This window comes from Bosea sp. RAC05, from assembly GCF_001713455.1.
Classification (GTDB): Bacteria; Pseudomonadota; Alphaproteobacteria; order Rhizobiales; family Beijerinckiaceae; genus Allobosea.
In genome coordinates, this window is sequence record NZ_CP016464.1 from 2,193,545 (window position 1) to 2,212,971 (window position 19,427).

17 protein-coding genes are annotated in these 19,427 nt (G+C 64.9%); 11 read left to right on the forward strand and 6 right to left on the reverse strand.

Features of this window, described 5'->3' with window-relative positions; translation table 11 throughout:
- Positions 1-24 precede the first annotated feature (24 nt).
- The 6 genes from BSY19_RS13865 to BSY19_RS13890 are packed head-to-tail and all read left to right on the forward strand — an operon-like array spanning position 25 to position 6,787.
- On the forward strand, positions 25-1,242 hold the full coding sequence (locus BSY19_RS13865) for an ABC transporter substrate-binding protein (RefSeq protein ID WP_069054675.1): 1,218 nt from the start codon (positions 25-27) through the stop codon (positions 1,240-1,242).
- Between the two features lie 16 nt (positions 1,243-1,258).
- On the forward strand, positions 1,259-2,122 hold the full coding sequence (locus BSY19_RS13870; protein ID WP_083247602.1) for a branched-chain amino acid ABC transporter permease: 864 nt from the start codon (positions 1,259-1,261) through the stop codon (positions 2,120-2,122).
- On the forward strand, positions 2,119-3,066 hold the full coding sequence (locus BSY19_RS13875) for a branched-chain amino acid ABC transporter permease (RefSeq protein ID WP_069054676.1): 948 nt from the start codon (positions 2,119-2,121) through the stop codon (positions 3,064-3,066). Before BSY19_RS13870 ends, BSY19_RS13875 begins: the two co-directional genes overlap by 4 nt.
- On the forward strand, positions 3,056-4,195 hold the full coding sequence (locus BSY19_RS13880) for an acyl-CoA dehydrogenase family protein (protein ID WP_069054677.1): 1,140 nt from the start codon (positions 3,056-3,058) through the stop codon (positions 4,193-4,195). The genes BSY19_RS13875 and BSY19_RS13880 overlap by 11 nt, the downstream gene beginning before the upstream one ends.
- Before the next feature lie 20 nt (positions 4,196-4,215).
- Positions 4,216-5,247, forward strand: coding sequence for a zinc-dependent alcohol dehydrogenase family protein (locus tag BSY19_RS13885; RefSeq protein WP_069054678.1), 1,032 nt, complete (start codon positions 4,216-4,218; stop codon positions 5,245-5,247).
- Positions 5,237-6,787 carry an AMP-binding protein gene (locus BSY19_RS13890; protein WP_069054679.1) on the forward strand — a complete coding sequence of 517 codons (1,551 nt, stop codon included), beginning with the start codon at positions 5,237-5,239 and terminating at the stop codon, positions 6,785-6,787. Before BSY19_RS13885 ends, BSY19_RS13890 begins: the two co-directional genes overlap by 11 nt.
- Positions 6,788-6,910: 123 nt before the next feature.
- Here the strand turns inward: BSY19_RS13890 and cuyA are convergent, their stop codons facing one another.
- Together cuyA and BSY19_RS13900 are read right to left on the reverse strand one after the other, a co-directional pair.
- Positions 6,911-7,942: a D-cysteate sulfo-lyase gene (gene cuyA, locus BSY19_RS13895; RefSeq protein ID WP_069054680.1), complete on the reverse strand. Its 1,032-nt coding sequence runs from the start codon at positions 7,940-7,942 to the stop codon at positions 6,911-6,913.
- Positions 7,943-8,022: 80 nt separating this feature from the next.
- The gene (locus BSY19_RS13900; protein ID WP_069054681.1) at positions 8,023-8,955 is read right to left on the reverse strand and encodes a LysR substrate-binding domain-containing protein; all 933 of its coding nucleotides are present in this window, start codon (positions 8,953-8,955) and stop codon (positions 8,023-8,025) included.
- 173 nt (positions 8,956-9,128) lie between these two features.
- On the opposite strand from BSY19_RS13900, the gene BSY19_RS13905 reads away from it, so the two are divergent.
- From BSY19_RS13905 to BSY19_RS13920, 4 genes are read left to right on the forward strand one after another with little or no spacing between them, the layout of a single operon-like run.
- Positions 9,129-10,727, forward strand: coding sequence for an ABC transporter substrate-binding protein (locus tag BSY19_RS13905; RefSeq protein ID WP_069054682.1), 1,599 nt, complete (start codon positions 9,129-9,131; stop codon positions 10,725-10,727).
- A gap of 59 nt (positions 10,728-10,786) precedes the next feature.
- Positions 10,787-11,779, forward strand: coding sequence for an ABC transporter permease (locus BSY19_RS13910; protein WP_171905140.1), 993 nt, complete (start codon positions 10,787-10,789; stop codon positions 11,777-11,779).
- Positions 11,776-12,606 (forward strand): ABC transporter permease, encoded by an 831-nt coding sequence (locus BSY19_RS13915; protein WP_069054683.1) that lies wholly within the window; start codon positions 11,776-11,778, stop codon positions 12,604-12,606. Before BSY19_RS13910 ends, BSY19_RS13915 begins: the two co-directional genes overlap by 4 nt.
- Positions 12,603-14,336, forward strand: coding sequence for an ABC transporter ATP-binding protein (locus tag BSY19_RS13920; RefSeq protein WP_069054684.1), 1,734 nt, complete (start codon positions 12,603-12,605; stop codon positions 14,334-14,336). Before BSY19_RS13915 ends, BSY19_RS13920 begins: the two co-directional genes overlap by 4 nt.
- On the opposite strand, the gene BSY19_RS27570 is transcribed toward BSY19_RS13920, so the two are convergent.
- A complete protein-coding gene (locus BSY19_RS27570) occupies positions 14,329-14,553 on the reverse strand; it encodes a hypothetical protein (RefSeq protein WP_150129617.1) in 225 nt (74 codons plus the stop codon). The genes BSY19_RS13920 and BSY19_RS27570 overlap by 8 nt on opposite strands.
- A gap of 469 nt (positions 14,554-15,022) precedes the next feature.
- On the opposite strand from BSY19_RS27570, the gene BSY19_RS27575 reads away from it, so the two are divergent.
- Positions 15,023-15,565 (forward strand): hypothetical protein, encoded by a 543-nt coding sequence (locus BSY19_RS27575; RefSeq protein ID WP_150129618.1) that lies wholly within the window; start codon positions 15,023-15,025, stop codon positions 15,563-15,565.
- A 516-nt stretch (positions 15,566-16,081) separates the two neighbouring features.
- Here BSY19_RS27575 and BSY19_RS13930 read toward each other — a convergent pair.
- The 3 genes from BSY19_RS13930 to kdgD form a co-directional block, all read right to left on the reverse strand.
- A complete protein-coding gene (locus tag BSY19_RS13930; protein WP_069054686.1) occupies positions 16,082-16,984 on the reverse strand; it encodes an HNH endonuclease in 903 nt (300 codons plus the stop codon).
- 166 nt (positions 16,985-17,150) lie between these two features.
- Positions 17,151-18,233 (reverse strand): lactonase family protein, encoded by a 1,083-nt coding sequence (locus BSY19_RS13935; protein ID WP_150129619.1) that lies wholly within the window; start codon positions 18,231-18,233, stop codon positions 17,151-17,153.
- Positions 18,234-18,435: 202 nt separating this feature from the next.
- Positions 18,436-19,386 (reverse strand): 5-dehydro-4-deoxyglucarate dehydratase, encoded by a 951-nt coding sequence (gene kdgD, locus BSY19_RS13940; RefSeq protein ID WP_069057103.1) that lies wholly within the window; start codon positions 19,384-19,386, stop codon positions 18,436-18,438.
- Positions 19,387-19,427 lie beyond the last annotated feature (41 nt).

Below are 19,427 nucleotides of genomic sequence, written 5' to 3' on the forward strand. Positions count from 1 at the left end.
AAACAAAATCAAGCGGAGGAAGCCATGTTGAATCGAACGAGAGCCGGCGCGTTTGCGCTGGCGATAGCCTTTGCCGTTGCTGCAAGCCCCAGCTCTGCCGCCGAGAAGAAGCTGACCGTCGGCGTGGCCGATGCCCTGACCGGCGGCGGCGCCGTCTACGGCCTGCCGCAGGCGAACGCCGTCAAGATGGCGGCCGACGAGATCAATGCCGCAGGCGGGATCAAGGTCGGCGCCGACACCTACAAGATCGACGTCATCGCCTATGACGACAAGGCCAACCCGACCGAAGCGACCAATGCCGTTCGCAAGCTGATCGATCGCGATGGGGTGAAGTATATTCTGGGCTTCTGCTGCTCGGGCTCGACCAGCGCGGTGGCCTCCTTCATCGCGAAGGAGAAGGCCGTGATGCTCGTCGGCAATGCGGCCGAGCGGTCCATCACCACCCAGAAGATCCCGAATCTCGTCCGCACGCGCCCGCCGGCCGATTATACCGGACAGGCCGCCGGGACCTTCATCGCGCGCAAGGGGCACAAGCGGGTCGCCGTCGTCGGCGCCCTGGAAGTGGGCTTTTACTCCCAGTATGTCGACGCCGTCGAAAAGGAGCTCAAGAAGGCTGGCGGCGAGATCATCGCCCGCGAGGTGTTCTCGCTGCGCGATCGCGACATGACACCGCAACTGACCAAGATCCGCGGTCTGAATCCGGATGCCATTCTGGTCGTCGGGTATGTCGAGCCCGCGGCCTTCGTCTACCGCCAGTCGGTCGAGCTCGGCATCAACGTCCCGCGCTATGGCTTCACCAGCGGCAGCGAGGAGCAGTTCCTGCGCGTGACCACATCCGAACAGATGGAGGGCGTCTGGGATCTTCGGCCAACCGAGCTGACCCTGCTCTCGGCCAGCAAGAACGGGATCGCCTACCACGAGAACTACACCAAGATGTTCAAGGCCTCGCCGTCGCCGAGCTCGCCCTACGCCTATGACCAGCTCTATGCGCTGAAGGCGGCGATCGAGGCAGCCGGAACGGCTGACAACACGGAGGCCGTGGCCAAGGCGCTGCGCGCCCTGCCGGTCCCGCCGCAGGTGGTCATGCAGTACCAGCCGGTCGACGGGAAGATGTTCGACGAGAACGGGCAGGCCTACACCTCGAACGGTGCGTTCCAGTGGCAGAAGGGCAAGTGGGTCTTCGTCGAGGACCTGCCCTCGGACGCAAAGGCCTACTCGCTGTTCCTCAGCACGCTGAAGTGAAGGCGCGGGCCGGGCGATGCTGATCGAAATCCTCCAGCAGACGATCAACGGGCTCGCGATCGGCGGCGTTTATGTGCTGATCGCGCTTGGCCTGACGACCGTGTTCGGCATCCTCGGCATCGCGCATTTCGCCCATGGCTCGATCTCGATGTTCGGCGGCTATCTCACCTACTTCCTGATGACGGGGCAGGGATTGCCGCTGATCGCGGCAATCCCGATCGCCCTGGTCGCGGGCGTCCTGCTGGGCGTGCTGGTCGAGATGCTGGCCTATCGACCGGTCCGCCATGCCAATCACATCAATGCCTTCATTGTGGCCCTCGGGCTCACGATGATGGTCGAGGGGATCAACCTCCAGTTCTTCGGCCACGAGCAGATCGTGATCCCGACGACCCTGAGCCGCGTCTTCGACATCAACGGGGTCACCGTTCCCGAACTGCGGCTCTACGTGATCCTGTCGGCAATCCTGCTTGTCGTGGCGATGATGATCTTCGTCGAAAAGACGAAGACGGGACAGGCGATCCGCGCCGTCGCGGAAAATCGCGACGCCGCGATCCTGATGGGCGTCAACGTGACCACGATACCGTTGATCGTCTTCGGCATCTCGACCGCGCTCGGCGTGGCGGCCGGGATCATGGTGGGGGCGCTCTTCGCCATCGCGCCGGGCATCGGCGAGGGCCTCGTCGTGAAGGGCTTTGCGGTCCTGATCCTCGGCGGTCTCGGCTCATTCCCCGGAGCGATCCTCGGCGGAACGGTCCTGGGCATCACGGAATCGATTGCCGCCGGGTTCATCTCATCCGCCTACAAGGATGTGATCGCCTTCGCCGTCATGATCATCGTTCTGCTGGTGCGCCCGCAGGGCCTGCTGGGTCGCGCGCCATGAAGCCCCGGCTCGTCAATCTCGCCTGGCTGCTGGCCTTCGCCGCGCTGGCGACGCTGCCCCAGGTCCTGACCGTGAAGTACTACCTTCACCTCAGCATCCTGGCCTTGATCTGGGTGATCGTGGCGCAGGGCCAGAATCTGATCCAGGGCTTCACCGGCTATGTCTCGATCGTGCAGGCCGGCTTCATGGGCATCGGCGCCTATGGCTCGACCCTGATCGGCATTCATTACGGCTGGCCGATCTGGGCGACGATCACCGCAGCGCCGTTGATCACGGCCCTGTTCGCCTTGCTGACGGGCTATCCGAGCCTGCGCGTGAAGGGCCACTACTTTGCCATCGTCACGATGGCCTTCAACCTGATCATCGTGATCGTACTGGTCAATTTCCGCGAACTCACACGAGGCGAAGCGGGCATATCGAACATTCCCAAGCCCTGGGATGGGGGGCGCGACGCCTACTTCTATCTGGCCCTGATCCTCGCGGCCGGGACGACGCTGCTTGCGGCGCTGATCGCCAGGTCGCGTGTGGGAGAAATTCTGCGGGCCATTCGCCAGAACGAGGATCTGGTCGGTGCGATCGGCATTGCCGCCTGGAAATACAAGCTCTTCGCCTTCGTCATCTCGGCCATGTATGCGGGGCTGGCGGGCGCGCTCTATGCGCACTTCCAAGGGTTCATCAATCCGGAGATCTTCGGCGTCGCCCAATCACTCGATGCGATCCTGGCCGTCATCCTGGGCGGATCGGGGACGATTGCAGGACCGGTCATCGGCGCTTTCCTGGTCGTCTTCCTCCCCGAACTGCTGCGTTTCGCCGACAGCTTCCGACTGATCCTCTACGGCCTGATCCTCGTCCTGGCGACGATCTTCATGCCGATCGGGATCGTCGGGGTCGCGAAGACGCTGCTCGCCAAGGTCCATCGACTCGGCGTCCGCCATGATCGGTGAGGACGCAGCCCCGTTCCTGGCGCAGGTTCGCGACCTTGCCCGCGACACCGTCACTGTGCGCGCGCCTCACTGGGCGAGGGGACAGGCCATTGAACCGGAGGTGCTCGCCCGCGCCGCGGAGATCGGTCTCACCCGGATCGAGGTGCCGACGCGGCTCGGCGGGCTCGGGCTCGGTTTTCGGGCCGAGGTCGAGGCTTGCGCGATCGTCGCCGCTGCCGATTTCGGCTTCGCGATGTCGCTGGTCAACACCCACAATGTCGCCAAGCGGATCGCGACGACCCTGCCGGAAACCGTGGCGCGCAGGTTCTTGCCCGACCTGCTTTCGGGAGCCTCGATGGCCTGCACGGCCTTGACCGAGGAAGGGGCCGGTTCGGATGTCGCGGCCCTGTCCTGCACGGCGCGGGCTGCAGGCGATGGCTGGCTCCTCGACGGAGAGAAGACCTGGATCGTCAATGGCCGCCATGCCGCGCTCGCCATCGTCTACGCGCAGTGTGGAGAGGCGGGGCAGAGTGCCGGGATCGGCGCGTTCCTGGTCGATCTGACGGATGCGTCCTGCCGCCGCTTCCCGATCGAGACCGAGATTTCCCAGGCCAGCATCGGCACCGGCGGCTTTCGGCTGACGCGGTGTCACGTACCGACCGAGCGGATGGTCCTGCCGCCGGGCACCGCGTTCAAGGCCATCCTCTCCGAGATCAATGGCGCCCGCATCTACGTCGCGGCGATGTGCTGCGCCATGGTGTCGTCCGCCCTGCGCGTCGCGCAGGCCTATGGCGAGACGCGGCAGACCTTCGGCAAGCCACTGACGCAGCATCCGGCCTGGCGCGAGGGCATCGCACACAGTGCCACGACTCTGGCCGCGTCCTGGAGCCTGGTGGAAGCTGCGCTTCTGGCGACCGAACAGGGGCGGGACGTGCGCCATCTGGCGGCTGCGGCCAAGGTCAATGCCGTCGACCTCGCCCAGACCGTTCTGCCCCGCCTGTTGCACGCCATGGGGGCAGAAGGGCTGCGGGATTCCTATCCGTTCACGCGCCACCTGGGCGCCGCCCAATTGGCGGCCCTGACCGATGGCAGCACCGCCATGCTGCTCGAGCGCCTGGGTCGTTGGGACCCCACGCCGATACCGCTGTGAGCGCGGGAAGGACCAAATCCATGCGCGTGTTCCAGATCGAAGGCAATTGGGGGCTCGAAAACCTGAGGCTGTCGCAACGGCCGGAGCCCGTTCCGCGCGACGATCAGATCCTGATCCGCATGCACGCCGCCTCGCTGAATGCGCGCGACCTGATCGTCCCGAACCGGGGCTATGGCCGCGCCACCGGCGAATTGCCGCTGATCCCGGTGTCCGACGGGGTCGGCACCGTCATCGGCGTCGGAAGCCGCGTCACCCGGATGAAACCGGGCGATCGTGTGTGCCCGACCTATTTCCAGAACTGGATCGCCGGCGAACCGACGCCGGACCGGTTCGCCTCCGCTCTGGGCGGCCCGCTCGACGGCGTCATGGCGGATCTGGTCTGCCTGTCCGAGCAGGGTGCGGTTCTTGTTCCCGACTATCTGACGCATGAGGAAGCCGCCACGCTGCCCTGTGCGGCGCTGACGGCCTGGAGCGCGATCGCGATCCATGCGCGGACCAAACCGGGCGACCGGGTTCTGATCCAGGGCACCGGCGGCGTCGCGCTCTTCGCGCTCGCCTTCGCCAAGCTGCATGGCGCCCATGTCACCGTGATCTCCTCCAGCGACGCAAAGCTGGAGCGTGTCCGCGGTCTCGGCGCCGACGAAACCATCAACTACACGACCACGCCCGACTGGTCTCGCTGCGCGCGAGAGATCGCGCCGGAGCGCGGCGGTTTCGACACGATCATCGAACTCGGCGGCGAGGCCACGCTGGCGCAGTCGGTGAAGAGCATCAGGGTTGGAGGGACGATCGCCCTGATCGGTGTCCTCTCGGGGCTTGGGCCGACATTGCCCCTCGGCGCCATCGTGACCCGACAGATCAGGCTGCAAGGCGTCACCGTCGGGCATCGCGACGGGTTCGAAGCCATGCTCGCGGCCATGGCCCATCATCGGATCCGACCGGTCATCGGCGCGCGTTTCGGCTTCGCCGAGCTGAAGTCGGCACTGGCCGGGCTGGGCAAGCCAGATGCCCTTGGCAAAACGGTCATCAGGTTCAACGATCATGTCGAGTGAACTGCCGCCTTTCCATCCACGGCGCCACGCGATCGAGAAGCCGGATGCTGTCGCGTTCCGGATCAGCACGGGCCGCGAAGCCGTGACATTTGCGGAGCTGGAGGCGCGCGCCAATCAGGCTGCACACGTCTTCCGCCAAAGAGGGCTGAAGCGCGGCGACCACATCGTGATCCTGATGGAGAACAGGCGCGAGTTTCTGGAGGTCTGCTTCGCAGCCGATCGCAGCGGGCTCTACTATACAACCGCCAGCACGCATCTCACGGACGACGAGATCCAGTACATCATTCGCGATTGCGGCGCTTCGCTCGCGATCATTTCGGACGCGATGCTCGACAGGATCGCCACCCTCTCGACGACCGCTTTGCTCGCATGCCCGGTCCTGGTCGTTGGCCGGTGTGACGGGGCCTTCGAGAGCTTTGGTTCGCAGGCGGCGCTCGCCCCGGTCGAACCCATCGCCGACGAGTCGCAGGGCCTCGACATGCTCTACTCGTCAGGAACGACAGGCCGGCCGAAGGGGGTGAAATGGCTGCTGCCCGCGGCTCCGGTCGGCAGCCCGTCGATGCTGACGGACCTGCTGACGGGCCTGTTCGGATATGATGGGCAAACGCGCTATCTCTGTCCGGCACCGCTGTATCACGCGGCGCCGCTGCGGCACACCATGGTCACGATCAAGGCGGGCGGGACAGCCGTCGTGATGCCGAAATTCGACGCCGAGGATGCGCTCGCCTTGATCGAGCAGGAGCGCATCACCCACAGCCAATGGGTGCCGACCATGTTCGTTCGGCTTCTGAAGCTGCCGGACGCGACCCGGGGTCGCTACGCGATGACGTCGATGAAGATGGCCGTCCATGCGGCCGCTCCCTGTCCGATCGACGTCAAGCACAAGATCATCGACTGGTGGGGGCCGATCGTCCACGAATACTATGCCGGGACCGAGAACAACGGCTTCACCGCCATCAACACCGAGGAATGGCTGCGTCACGTCGGATCGGTGGGGCAGGCCAAGCTCGGAATCATCCATATCTGCGACGAGACCGGTGCCGAACTGCCGGCCGGCCTGGAAGGTGAGGTCTTTTTCGAAAACGGACACCAGTTCGAGTATCACAACGATCCGACGAAGACCCTGTCCAGCCGCAATGCCCAAGGGTGGACGTCGCTGGGCGATATCGGACGCCTCGATGACGACGGCTATCTCTATCTCACCGACAGGAAGTCGTTCGTCATCATATCCGGTGGCGTGAACATCTATCCGCAGGAAGTCGAGCATCTCCTGCTGGAGCATGAGGCGGTGCTGGATGCTGCCGTGATCGGCGTCCCCAACGAAGAGTTCGGCGAGGAGGTCAAGGCCGTCGTCCAGCTTGTCGAAGGCCGGCAGCCGAACGAGGCGCTCTCGGCCGAATTGATCGCCTTCTGCCGCACGCGGCTGTCTTCGATCAAATGTCCAAGGACGGTCGACTTCTGCGTCGAGTTTCCGCGGTCGCCGACAGGAAAGCTGCTGAAGCGGCGCATTCGGGACCAGTTTTATACGAAGGCCTCATAGAGCGCGACAAAGCTGACCGAGGGCCTCACGCGCCGCGGCCAGGCCAGCTCGGGGTTTTTCGGTCGACGCACAAGTTAACGATCGCGCCATGAGTGAGCCTTGGCCGAGATGGCGAGGCCTGTCTCAGGGGCGCAGACGGGCAACATCCTGATCAGGCGCGCCGAGGAACAGGTGCTTGTAGCCAAACAGGGATGTCGAGCCCCCGGTATGGAGGAAGACGACGTGCTCGTTCTCGCCGAACGTGCCCCGGCGGATGTGATCGATCATCCCGGCCATCGCCTTGCCGCTGTAGACCGGATCAAGCAGGATTCCTTCCGTCCGCGCCAGCAGGGTCACCGCATCGACCATGCCGCGGGTTGGCTGGCCATAGCCCGGCCCGACATAGCCGTCATCTGCGAAGACCCGCTCCCGCTGCACCGTCCCGCCATGCCCGAGGTGATCGGCCGTGCGGCAGGCGAGATCAAAGACCATCCCCTCCTGCTTCTCGCGGGGGTGGCGAACAGACACGCCGAAGACCTCGACAGGGCTTCTCAGGGCCGCGAACCCGGCGACGAGCCCGGCCTGCGTGCCGGAACTGCCGGTGCCGTGAACGACGCGCGTGACCGTGATCCCACGCTGGCTCGCCTGGTCGAGCAGTTCGACCGCACAGGCCACATAGCCGAGCGCACCGACGGGATTGGACCCCCCGCCGGAGATCACATAGGGCTTCGCACCCTTCGCCCTGAGATCGTCCGCGACAGCGGCGCAGGCGGCGGCGACATCGCTGCCGCCGGGCACATAGCTCCGTGCGCAGCCGAACAGGTCATCCAGCAGGATGTTGCCGTTCTCTTCATAGTCGGCATCGGTATCGGGCACGCGGCGTTCGAGAACGGCATGCGCCTTGAGACCAAAGCGCGCGGCTGCAGCGGCCGTCATGCGCACATGGTTGGACTGGACGGCTCCAGGCGTGACCAGGGTGTCGCAACCCTGCGCGAGCGCATCGGCCACCAGGAACTCGAGCTTCCGCGCCTTGTTGCCGCCCTGCGCCAGCCCCGTGCAATCGTCGCGCTTGATCCAGAGGCGCGGTCCACCGACGACGCTGCGCAGCCGGTCGAGAGGTTCGAGCGGCGTCGGCGCATGAGACAGGCTGACGCGAGGAAAACGGTCGAGGAGCATGGCGAACCGCCCTGTTGGAAGGAAGTCGGACCAACGCTAGGCCGCGCATCGGCCGCATAGAAATTCAAATTGCACAATGGCTATGCGGAATTTGCATGATCTTTGGGCATCTCCACCAGGGCGCGCCAGACATGTTCGACGATCGAGCGTTCACGCTCGGCGCGTCGATACGCCCTGATCTCGACGTGCAGATCATAACCCGCTTGCGGGGCGCAGGAGACCAGCCGGCCGGCCTTCAATTCGGTCTGGATCGCCGAACGCGGAAGCCAGGCGATCCCCTCTCCGGCAAGCGCCATGCCCTTCAAGGCTTCGACCAGTGAACTTTCATAGGCGGGACGGGCCCTGCGGGTCAGGTCCCAGGCGTCGAGGCCCGAACCGACGAGGTGCCCGAGATAGGAGTTGGCGGCATAGGCGAGCAGCGGAAAGGGGTCACCCGACGAGGCTGTGATCGCATGGCGCGGAGACCCATCGTCGCCGGGGGCCGATACGGGGGTGACGACATCCGCCCCGATCACCGCGACCTCGAAGCGGGACATGCCGAACATCGATGGAATAGCGCTCGTATTATAGGCAAGAACGAGATCGCAGGCGCCTTCCATCAAGGCTTGCCCGCAATCATGCAGATCGGCGGTGATCATCTTGACGTTGAGTTCGCCGGTCCTGTCGGTCTGCCGCAGCGCCGCGATCCAGGCCGGTGCGAAGTGGATCGCGAGGGTATGTGTCGCGCAAATCCGGATGGTCCGCGCATCGCGTTTGACCAGGCCACGGAATTCCGCCCGCTCGCGGTGCAGGACGCGAACCACATCGAGGGCGGACTGATAGAAGGCGTGGCCCGCCGGCGTCAGTGTCGTCGGGAAGCGCGATCGATCGATCAGATCGCCACCCAGCCAGTGTTCGAGCGCACGAATGCGCCGGCTGAAGGCGGATTGGCTGATATTGCGTTCATCCGCCGAGCGCGAAAAATTGCCCGTCGAGGCGAGGCTGATGAAGTCCTCAAGCCAGCTGATTTCCATGAGCCCTCACGATCCATGGGCCAGGGCGGCCGGCGAACACTGAGCGATAATGCAGAGGATGCATAACGTATCGAAAATGAGCAATGGCAGGGATCCCGCGCGGCTCGCTAGTTTTCGATCTCAGGATGTCTGTCCCGTTGTTTGCGCGGGGCGTTTTCACTGGGAGGTTTGCGATGCGCCTTGTCAGATGTCTCGCTCTTGCAGCTGGATTGGGATCGGCCGCCGCAGGCCTCGCCATAGGGCCTGCCGTCGCGCAGAAGCGCGGCGGCACGCTCGTTCAGATCACCCAGCCGGAGCCGCCCTCGCTCGGCTCCTACATCTCCACCGCCAATCCGGTCGGACAGGTCGCCGCCAAGATCTATGACGGGCTTCTCGAATATGATTTCGACCTGAAACCTCTGCCCAGTCTGGCCGAGTCATGGACGATCTCCGATGACGGCAAGACCGTGACCTTCCGGCTCAGGTCAGGCGTCAAGTTCCATGACGGCCAGCCCTTCACCAGCGCCGACGTCCAGTTCACCGTCATGGAGGTGCTGAAGAAGGTCCATCCGCGCGGCATCAACACATTCTCCGAGGTCACGGCGGTCGAGACGCCCGACGCCCAGACGGTGGTGTTTCGGCTGAACCGGCCGGCGCCCTACATGATGGCGGCGCTCTCGGGCTATGAATCGCCGATGCTTCCGAAGCACGTCTTCGGTCAGGGCGACATCCGCAGTCACCAGAACGCCAACGCGCCCGTCGGCACCGGCCCCTTCAAGTTCACCGAATGGCGCAGGGGCGAGTTCGTCCGGCTCGATCGCAATGCCGACTACTGGAAGCCGGGTCGGCCTTATCTCGATCGCATCGTCGTGCGGTTCATCGGCGATACCGGCACGCGGGCCGCCGCGCTCGAAAAGGGCGAGGCCCATATCGCGGGCTTCGGCGCGGTGCCCTACAACGACGTCAAGAAGCTCGAGAAGCTCCCCAACATCCAGATCGAGACCAAGGGCTATGAAATGCTCTCGCCGGTCGTCGAGCTGATGTTCAACACGCGCAAGCCTCCCTTCGACAACGTCAAGGTTCGGCAGGCGATCTCCTATGCGATCGACCGCAAGTTCGTGATCGACAACATCTGGTTTGGCTTCGGCAAGCCGACCAATGGCCCGATCAGCTCGAATTTTGCTCCGTCGGGCCTCTACAGCGCCGATGTGATGAACTTCAATGTGCCCGATGGGGTCGACCGCGCCAACCGGTTGCTCGATGAAGCCGGCTTCCCGCGCAAGGCAGACGGCATCCGCTTCGAGATCACCCACGATATCACGCCCTATGGCGAGGAATGGCGGCGGTTCGGCGAGTACACCCAGCAGGCTCTGGCCAGGATCGGCATCAAGGCGAGCCTGCGCTACGAGGATGTCGCGACGTGGCTGAAGCGCATCTACACCGACTACGATTATGACGTCTCGTCCAACCACCTGTTCAATCTGGCGGACCCTGTGCTGGGCGTGCACCGGGCGTTCCATTCGCGGTTCATCCGGCCGGGCACCGTATTCGTCAACGGCGTGCGCTGGAGCGACCCGCGCGCCGACGAGTTGATGGACCGCGCAACGATCGAGCCCGATCCCAAGAAGCGGGCGGAGCTTTATGCCGAGATCCAGAAGATCGTCGTCGCTGCTGCGCCGTTGGCCTGGACGCACGAGATCAGCTTCGCGACGGTCCTCGACAAGCGCTATCGCGACGTCATCGTCAGTCCGCTTGGCCTGTTCTCGTCGTTCGACCGCGCCTGGCGCGAATAGGCGGGGGAGCGCCGGTCGGCGGCCATCGCCGCGCGACCGGCCTGCGGGGGAGGCTCGCCATGCGCGGCATGCGACTGGTCCGGTTCATCCTGACGCGATTGCTTCAGGCGGTCCCCGTCGTCCTCGGCGTCGTCGTGCTCAACTTCCTGCTGCTGCAACTGGCTCCGGGCGATGCCGCGACGGTTCTGGCGGGCGAGGCCGGAGGGGCCCCGGCTGAGTATGTCGAGCAGCTCCGGGCCCGTTTCGGCCTTGACAAACCGGTGCTGGTCCAACTCGGACTGTACCTCAAGAACATCCTGTTTCTCGACCTCGGCTTTTCGTTTCGCAACAACTCGCCCGTCCTGGGGCTGATCCTCGACCGGCTCTGGCCGACCTTGCTCCTCATGGGGGCAACGCTCGTCATCTCCGTCGGCGGAGGCGTTCTGCTCGGCGTGGTCGCCGCCATCGGCGTGCGCACCTGGCGCGATCACCTCATCTCCGTTGCCGCCGTCGTCGCCTATGCAACGCCGCTCTTCTGGGTTGGCCTGATGCTCATCCTGGTCTTCTCCATTCGCCTCGACTGGTTTCCGACCTCCGGCATGGAGGATGTCGTCGCCTTCCATGAGGGCTGGGCGCGTGTCGTCGATATCGCCCATCACCTCGTGCTGCCGACCGTGACGCTGTCCCTGTTCTACCTCGCCCTCTACACCCGGCTGATGCGGGCCACCGTGCTCGAGCAGCGGGGCGCCGAATACGCGACAACCGCGCGTGCCAAGGGGCTGACGGAGCGCGCGATCACGATGCGCCATGTCCTGCGCAATGCGCTGCTGCCGATCGTGACCATGGCGGGCGTGCAGGTCGGCGCGCTGCTCGGTGGTTCGGTCGTCGTGGAAACCGTCTTCGCCTGGCCAGGGCTCGGCCAGCTCGCCTTCCAGTCCCTGTTCGCGCGCGATTTCAATCTGCTGCTGGGAATCTTCTTCCTCTCTGCCTGCCTCGTCGTCATCGTGAATCTCGTGGTCGACGTGATCTACGTCCTCCTCGATCCCCGCATCCGGGTGGGCAGCAACCCATGACGAAGCCCTTCTGGGTCCGGTTCGTCGGCAATGCGCGCGTCCTGATCGGGCTGATCTGGCTCGCCCTCGTCGTCGTCGGCGCCTTGGCGGCGCCATGGATTGCCCCGCTCGATCCCTTCGCGATGTCGGGGCCGCCTTTCGTGCGCCCCTTGGAAGGCTTCGCGTTCGGGACGGACTCGCTGGGACGAAGCGTCTGGTCAGGCCTCGTGCACGGCGCCCGCACCACGCTGTTGATCGCGGTCATCGCGACCGTGGGGGCGGTCGCTTTCGGGGGGCTGGTCGGCGCCGTGTCCGGTTTCTACGGCGGACGCATCGACAATGTTCTGATGCGCGTGACCGAGTTCTTCCAGACCATTCCGTCCTTCATCTTCGCCATCCTGCTCGTGGCGGTCCTGTCCCCGTCCGCGACCAGCGTGGTCGTTGCCATCGCGACGGTCAGCTGGCCGCCGATCGCCCGCATCGTGCGGGGCGAGGTCATGTCGCTGCGCTCGCGGGAATTCGTCCAGGCCGCGATCACCCTGGGGGAGAAAGATTTCGTCATCCTGTTCCGCCAGATCCTGCCGAATGCCCTGTCGCCGCTGATCGTGACGGGCTCGCTGCTGGTCGCCACCGCCATCCTGACGGAATCGGCGCTGTCCTTTCTCGGCCTCGGCGCGCCGAACTTCATGAGTTGGGGCTTCATGATCGGCGCGGGACGCAGCTTCCTGCGCGATGCCTGGTGGCTCGTCGCCACGCCGGGGATCGCGATCCTCCTGACGGTGCTCAGCATCAACCTCGTCGGCGAAGGGCTGAACGATGCGCTGAACCCCCGGCTGCGCACGCCATGACCGAGGCGCCTCGCACCCAGGCCGGGCCGTCGCCCGCGGTTCCCGCCGACCCGGTCCTTGAGATCCGCGACCTGTCCGTCGCCCTGCCGGCCTGGGCCGACAGGCGCCTGGCCGTGAACGCCGTTTCGCTCACCGTCGGCAGGGGCGAGACGCTCTGCGTCGTCGGTGAATCCGGCTCCGGCAAGTCCGTCATGGCGCGCTCGATCCTGCGGCTGTTGCCGGAACCGCATCTGCGCATCGTCAACGGACAGGTCTTGCTCGACGGCGAGGATCTGGCCCTGGCCGATGACCGGCGCATGCGCCAGATCCGCGGAGGCCGGATCGCCATGGTGTTCCAGGAACCCATGGTGTCCCTCAATCCCCTGATGACGATCGGTCGCCAGATCGAGGAAATTCTCGAGGTTCATACGGATTGGAGCAAGGCCGAGAGGCGCCGGCGGGTCGTCGCGACGTTCGAGGACGTCCGCCTCCCCAATCCCGACTTCATCGTCGGGGCTTATCCGCATGAACTCTCCGGCGGCCAGCGCCAGCGCGTGATGATCGCCATGAGCCTCGTACTCGAACCGAGACTGATCATCGCCGACGAGCCGACCACGGCGCTGGATGTCACGACCGAGGCTCAGGTTCTCACGCTCCTGAAGGAACTGCAGCAGCGGCATGGCACCGCCTTGCTGTTCATCACCCACAACTTTGGCGTGGTGGCCGAGATCGCCGATCGCGTGGCCGTGATGCGGTCGGGCGAGCTTGTCGAGTACGGGGCGGTCGGCGATGTGCTGACGAACCCGCAACACCCCTATACGCGTGCTCTGATCGATGCCGTTCCCAGCCTGGTGCCCCGCCCCAATCCAGGCGCGCCGGCCCGCTCGATGGCCGAACCCATCCTCAAGGTTCGGGGCCTGGAGAAAACCTATGGTCGCCCCAGCGTTGGGCCGGCCTGGCTGGCGCGTCTGCTGCCTTGGATCGGCAAGGGGGGGCGTGGAGCCGTCAAGGCGGTCGATCAGGTCGACCTCGACATCATGCGCGGCACCGCGGTCGCGCTGGTGGGCGAGTCGGGATCGGGCAAGTCCACCCTGGCGCGCTGTCTGATCGGTCTGGAAACGGCGGATGCCGGGTCGGCCGTCATTGCCGGCGACGAGATCGTCGGGTTGAGCCGCAGCGGCTGGCGTCCGCTTCGCGCCCGCATCCAGATGGTGTTCCAGGATCCGTTTGCTTCGCTCAACCCGCGCACCAGGGTTGGCGACATCATCGCGCGCGGCGCCGTTCTCCAGGGCGAGACTCCGGCTGCCGCCATGGCTCAGGCGCAGGCGCTGCTCAAGCTGGTCGGGCTCGAGGCCAAGGCGGCCGAGCGCTTCCCGCACGAATTCTCCGGTGGCCAGCGTCAGCGCATCGGCATCGCCCGGGCGCTCGCCGTGAAGCCCGATATCCTGATCGCCGATGAACCGGTCTCCGCGCTCGATGTCTCCGTGCAGAAGCAGGTCTTGGATCTGCTCGACGATCTCCGACGCCGGCTGGGCCTCACCATGCTCTTCATCACCCATGATCTGCGCGTCGCGGCGCATGTCTGCGAGGAGATCGTCGTGCTGAAGGGCGGACGGATCGTCGAGCAGGGGGCGACGGCGGATATCTTCGCCGATCCCCAGCACGAATACACCCGTATGCTGCTCGCCTCGGTGCCCGGCCGGGATTGGCAGCGCCTTGGCCGGCACGATCCGGCGGGTCGGCTCACGTGAACGCGGGACGCCAACCGGCTGCGCCAGTCACATGTCGCCGACCGCCGGTGGCGTCGGCGAGGGCCGGGTCAAAGCGCTGATCCTGTCGGGATTGGTCGCGTTTGAAAGGCTGAGTCGGGAAGGCGGCCGTTGCCGGGGTGAAGTCGGCCGACACCACGATCGGCGCGTCGGCCCTCAGGTTGGTCCTGCCTATGCTCACCCAGGCGCTGATGCTCATGCAAGCTCTCGGGTTCGACCGCTGATCGTCATGACTTCACGTCAGATCAGGCGGGCTGTCGAGGACGGCTGATCGGGCCTCGCCGCGAGGCGGCGAGCTTCGCTCGGCAACATTGCCAACAATGTCGACCGGCTCGCCTTGCATGAGCGGGCCAAAGCCGCGCGATGAAACGGCCCGCAACTGGCAAAAGATGCCAAAATCGGCTCGAGATGACGACCCTTAGGCGGCCCAGGGCTGATCATCATGCCGAAATCGCGCCGAGCCACGACCGCGCCAGAAATCAGACGGTTTGTGCCGGAGACCCAGCGTACTCGTCGAGAGCACCAGATTTCGTGCCCTCGGTTGAGGCGATGCGTGGCCCGCATCCGCAGGGCGCATCGGTGGCTAGTAGCGTGTTCACCTTTTCATCCTATGAGCGATCAGGAGTGCCCGTTTGTCTCTTATGAGCTTGTAAAATCCGGAGAACCAAGTGGATGTGCTCAAGCCGCTGCTGGCGGCGATTGCAGGCGGTGTCGTGACAGCGATTTTGTCGTTATTGGTCGCAAGAGCAAAATCGCGACCCGACATCAGAGGATGGCGGCATCTCAAGCCAAGCCCGATGCATTGGGCTGGTATCGGGCTTGGTGGTGGCCTCTGTTTATTGATGGTCTATATTCGATTATTTGTCGGATCGTCACGGGCCGACGCCGAAACACAGATGACAATCCTGACCTGGCTCATCATCTTATTTGGCTTGTTGACGATCGCGACAGCCATCGCCATGCATGCACTTCAGCGACGTAGTGTCCGGTGGCGCGGAACGAGTCTGTCGTTCAAAAGGGGTTCGGTGACGGAGCAGCGGAAGTTCGACGAAGTCCAGCAGGTCCGGGTCAATCCGCTAGGGCAGGCGGTTGTGTTTTTTGCCGACGGCTCGTTCCTGCGGATTGACCCGCACGCCTCTGGTGCCAGTGAACTGCTGGAATTGTTGGAGGAACGCAACGCGCGGTCCGGCAACAGAATATCGCCCGAATGACCGGATTCAGCGGGGATCGGGATCACTCCCGGAGCAGCGATTTCGTGTCGCCAGCAGCCTTCCGGCGCATTGCTTTCAGCCGCTGGTGATGGGTCACTGATCTGACGCGACCACTCCGCCACGTAGGGCGCTGCCAATCGTTGGGCTCCGCACTCGGACGTCGTGCCGGGTGATTTCGTGGCCAGCTGCGCCACTTAAGCTGGGTACAGCTCATCGAGATGGGCCCAGATTGGGACCCGACTTGGGGACTGTCGGGGCTGTAATGGCCCTCGGTCGCCCGTTTCAACGAGCTATCAAGTGATTTTGGTTCGAAATGGGGAAGTGGCGGAGACGGAGGGGTCCGAACTGTTTCCCGCGCAAGCGCTTGCTTCTGCACTCGCTTCGGCCTCCAGAGGGCCGGTTGCTGCGACAGCGCCCTGTGACAGAATGCAATGATGTTCGAGGGATTTGCGCAATCGGAGGCCGCTTTGCCGCCGACCTCACGCGATCGAAGAGCGGCTTCCACCTCGTCGCGGCCTATTGCTTGAAGCAATTCTCCCGATGCCATTGCAGGAAGCGCGGGTGCGGGCGCTCGCGCGGACTGTGCGGCGCAAAGGCCCGTCCTGCCCTGTTCACGAAGCTGCGGATGCCGTCAGGGTCGTTGGCCTGGCGGGAGATGAGGATGTCGAGGTCGTCAGAGAGGCTGATCAAGCCGCGATCGAACATCCAGTGAGCCGTTCCGGAAAGCGCGATGCCGTTGTTGACGACGTCCGGACCGTTCGCCTCGACCGGCCGGATATGCGCGGCATCGACCTCGGCACGGCCGCCGCCGTTGATCAGCTTCAGCCCTGTGATGGCACACCGCTCATCGTACGCACGGAGAACCACGCGCCGAAACACGCGATCCCGGACGACCCGGTTGGCGACGACGGCCAGCCGCTCGCGCTCCTGTTCGAAGACGAATGGCGCCTGGGTCTCGGCGAACCCGGACCCGGCATCCAGTTGGTCCGACCTTGGCAGCAAATCGTTTTGCTGATCCAGGCCTAGGGCGAGGATGCGATCGAAGTCGGTCGGCGAAATAGGCCGTACAGCGGCCTGCGCTCGGCCGGAAATGCGTCCGTCCTCGTTCAGGACGCCTCTCTCGACCGGTGCGCCATCGGCATCTGCGAACGGCACCGGCCGGGCGAAGTCGAGATAGCTGCCCGGCTCGATGATGGCGACGTACATGCCGGAAGCGGCAGGGTCGGGGATGACCTCCTGAACCCGTGCGATCGCGTAGTACCCGCGAGTGCCTTTCAGCTTGCGAGGTTCATAATAGATGATCCAGTCGTCGATACAGGCCCGCACGCGACCGAGATACGGGCGCGGGAACTGATAGCGCTCCGCCGGGCTGTCGTCGTAGATCGAGTCGGGGCGGTGAATGAAAACGCCGAAGGCCATCGCGGCACCATAAGGGTCTCAGCCGTTCCGCCCAAACCCCGAATGATCGAGCGGCCGTCTCCAGTGATGGAGAGCAGTCAGCGCCATAAGCTGACGCTGGCTCGCCGCCGGGAAGCCGACGTTGAAAGCGCCCGGCCCAAGGACGGCTTGATGCCGGATCAGCCTGTCACGGCAGGTCTATGATCTCGACCCAGTTCGGGTTCTTGCCCAGCGGCAGCCGCTGCAGTTCCTTCAGTCCGCCGGTTTCCGGATCGATGCCGTAGAGCGTCGCCGAATTCGATTTCTGGCCCGCCGCCACCAGGAATTGCCCTCGCGGGTCGATGTTGAACCCGCGCGGCTGCGTTTCGGTGGCGAAATGGCCGGCTGCGGTCAGGGCGCCGCTCTGACCATCGACCTTGAAGGCCGCGATCGTGTTCGAGGTGCGCTCCGAGGCATAGAGGAAGCGCCCGTCCGGCGTGATGCGGATTTCGGCGGCTGCCGGTGCCCCGCCGCTGAAGCCGGCCGGCATCAGGCTGATACTGCCAAGCCTGGACAGCACACCCTTGGCCGCGTCGAAGCGATGGCTGTCCACCGTGCCGTCAAGTTCGTTGACGAGGTAGAGAAACCGGTCGTTCGGGTGAAAGACGAAGTGGCGCGGGCCTGCGCCTTGCTTGGTCTCGACGAAGGGCGGTTCGTTGGGCGCAACCTGCCCGGTCGCGGCGTCGAAGCGGTATTGCAGCAGGATGTCGCCACCGAGATTGCTGGCGAAAAGGTACCGGTTCGAGCGGTCGGTCAGGATCGCGTGGGCATGCTTGCGCGTCTCAAGCACCTGAACCGGCTCGCCCTTGGCCGCGCCGTTCGGGCCGATCGGATTGATCGCGATCTTGTGGCCCGTATAGGAGGCGCTCAGCAGGAAGCGGCCCGTCCTGTCGGTGGCGACATAGGCCATGTTGTCCGGCAGTGGCACGGTCGAAAGAAGGTCGAGCCGGCCGCTGTGCGGATCAATGGCGAAGGAGCTCACCGAGAAGGGCTGCGAGCGCAACGAGACATAGAGATGGCGACGATCCGGCGAGATCGCCATGGGCATCGCGGTGCCGCTGACGGCCATCGTCTCGACGGGTTTCAGCTGATGGGATGAGGCGTCGAGCTCCAGCACGCTGATCTCGCGGCTGTCGGCGTTCGAGACATAGACCATGGTCTTTGCGGCAGCCGGCATGGCGCTCATCATGACAGCAAACAGCGCCGCAGCGCCCGTGTTGTTCCTCGGCATGGTGTTTCCCCTGACGGTCTTTCGTCTGCCATGGCTGGCGCGTGACCTTGAGGGGAGACTATTCGGGCCCGGATCGATGAGGGACAGCCCAAAGGGCGTATCGACCGATCCAATCGACGCATCGTGGAACCAGATACGTCGACACAAGACAATGCAGCCGCCCGGACGGGGCGGCAGCGTCGAGGTCGGCGATGGGGCGGGCTCAGGCGGCGGCGCGCTGGCGCGTCGCGAATTCGCTGGTGTCGAGCCGGGCGACGAGCGCCGCGAGTTCCGCCGTCTCGCTCTCGCTGAGATCGGTCAGCGGGGTCCGCACCGGCCCGGAGTCCCGACCGATGACCCTCATGCCGGCCTTGATGATCGAGACGGCATAGCCGCGCTTGCGGTTGCGGATGGCGATCAGCGGCAGGATGAAGTCGCGCAGACCCGCCTGGACCATGTCGCGGTCGCGGCGGCGCACCGCGGCATAGAAGGTCGTCGAGAACTGCGGGACGAAGTTGAACACCGCGGAGGAATAGGTCGTGACGCCCATCTCGAGATAGGGCAGCGCAAAGGTCTCGGCGGTCGGCAGGCCGCCGATATAGGTCAGGCGGTCGCCCAGGCGCAGATGGATGCGGGTCATCAGCTCGATGTCGCCGATGCCGTCCTTGTAGCCGACGAGGTTGGGGTTGCGCTCGCAGAGCTTCGCCAACGTCTCTTCGGTGATGATCGCGTTGTCGCGGTTGTAGACGATGACGCCGAGCTTCGTCGCCTTGCAGACGGCCTCGATATGGGCCGCCAGCCCCTCCTGCTCGGAGAAGACCAGATAGGGCGGCAGCAGCAGGATGCCGTCGGCGCCGACGTGCTCGACGGCGCCGGCGAGTTCGGTCGCGATCTGCGTGCCATGGCCGACGCCGGCCAGCACCGGCACGCGGCCGCGCGTCTCCTGAACGGCGGTCGCGACCACCGCGACGACCTCGGCCGGAGAGAGCGAGAAGAACTCGCCGGTGCCGCCGGCGGCGAAGAGGCCTGCGACCTCGTAGCCGCAAAGCCAGTCGAGATTGGAGCGGTAGCGCGTCTCGTCGAAGGTGTTGCCGGCCGTGAAGGGCGTCACAGGAAAGGACAGGAGGCCATTGCCGATGTGGCGCGCCATCTCCTGCGGGGTCATCTTGCTCATGCTCGGCTCCTTCGCTGACTGCAGCGAGGAGTAGATCAAGA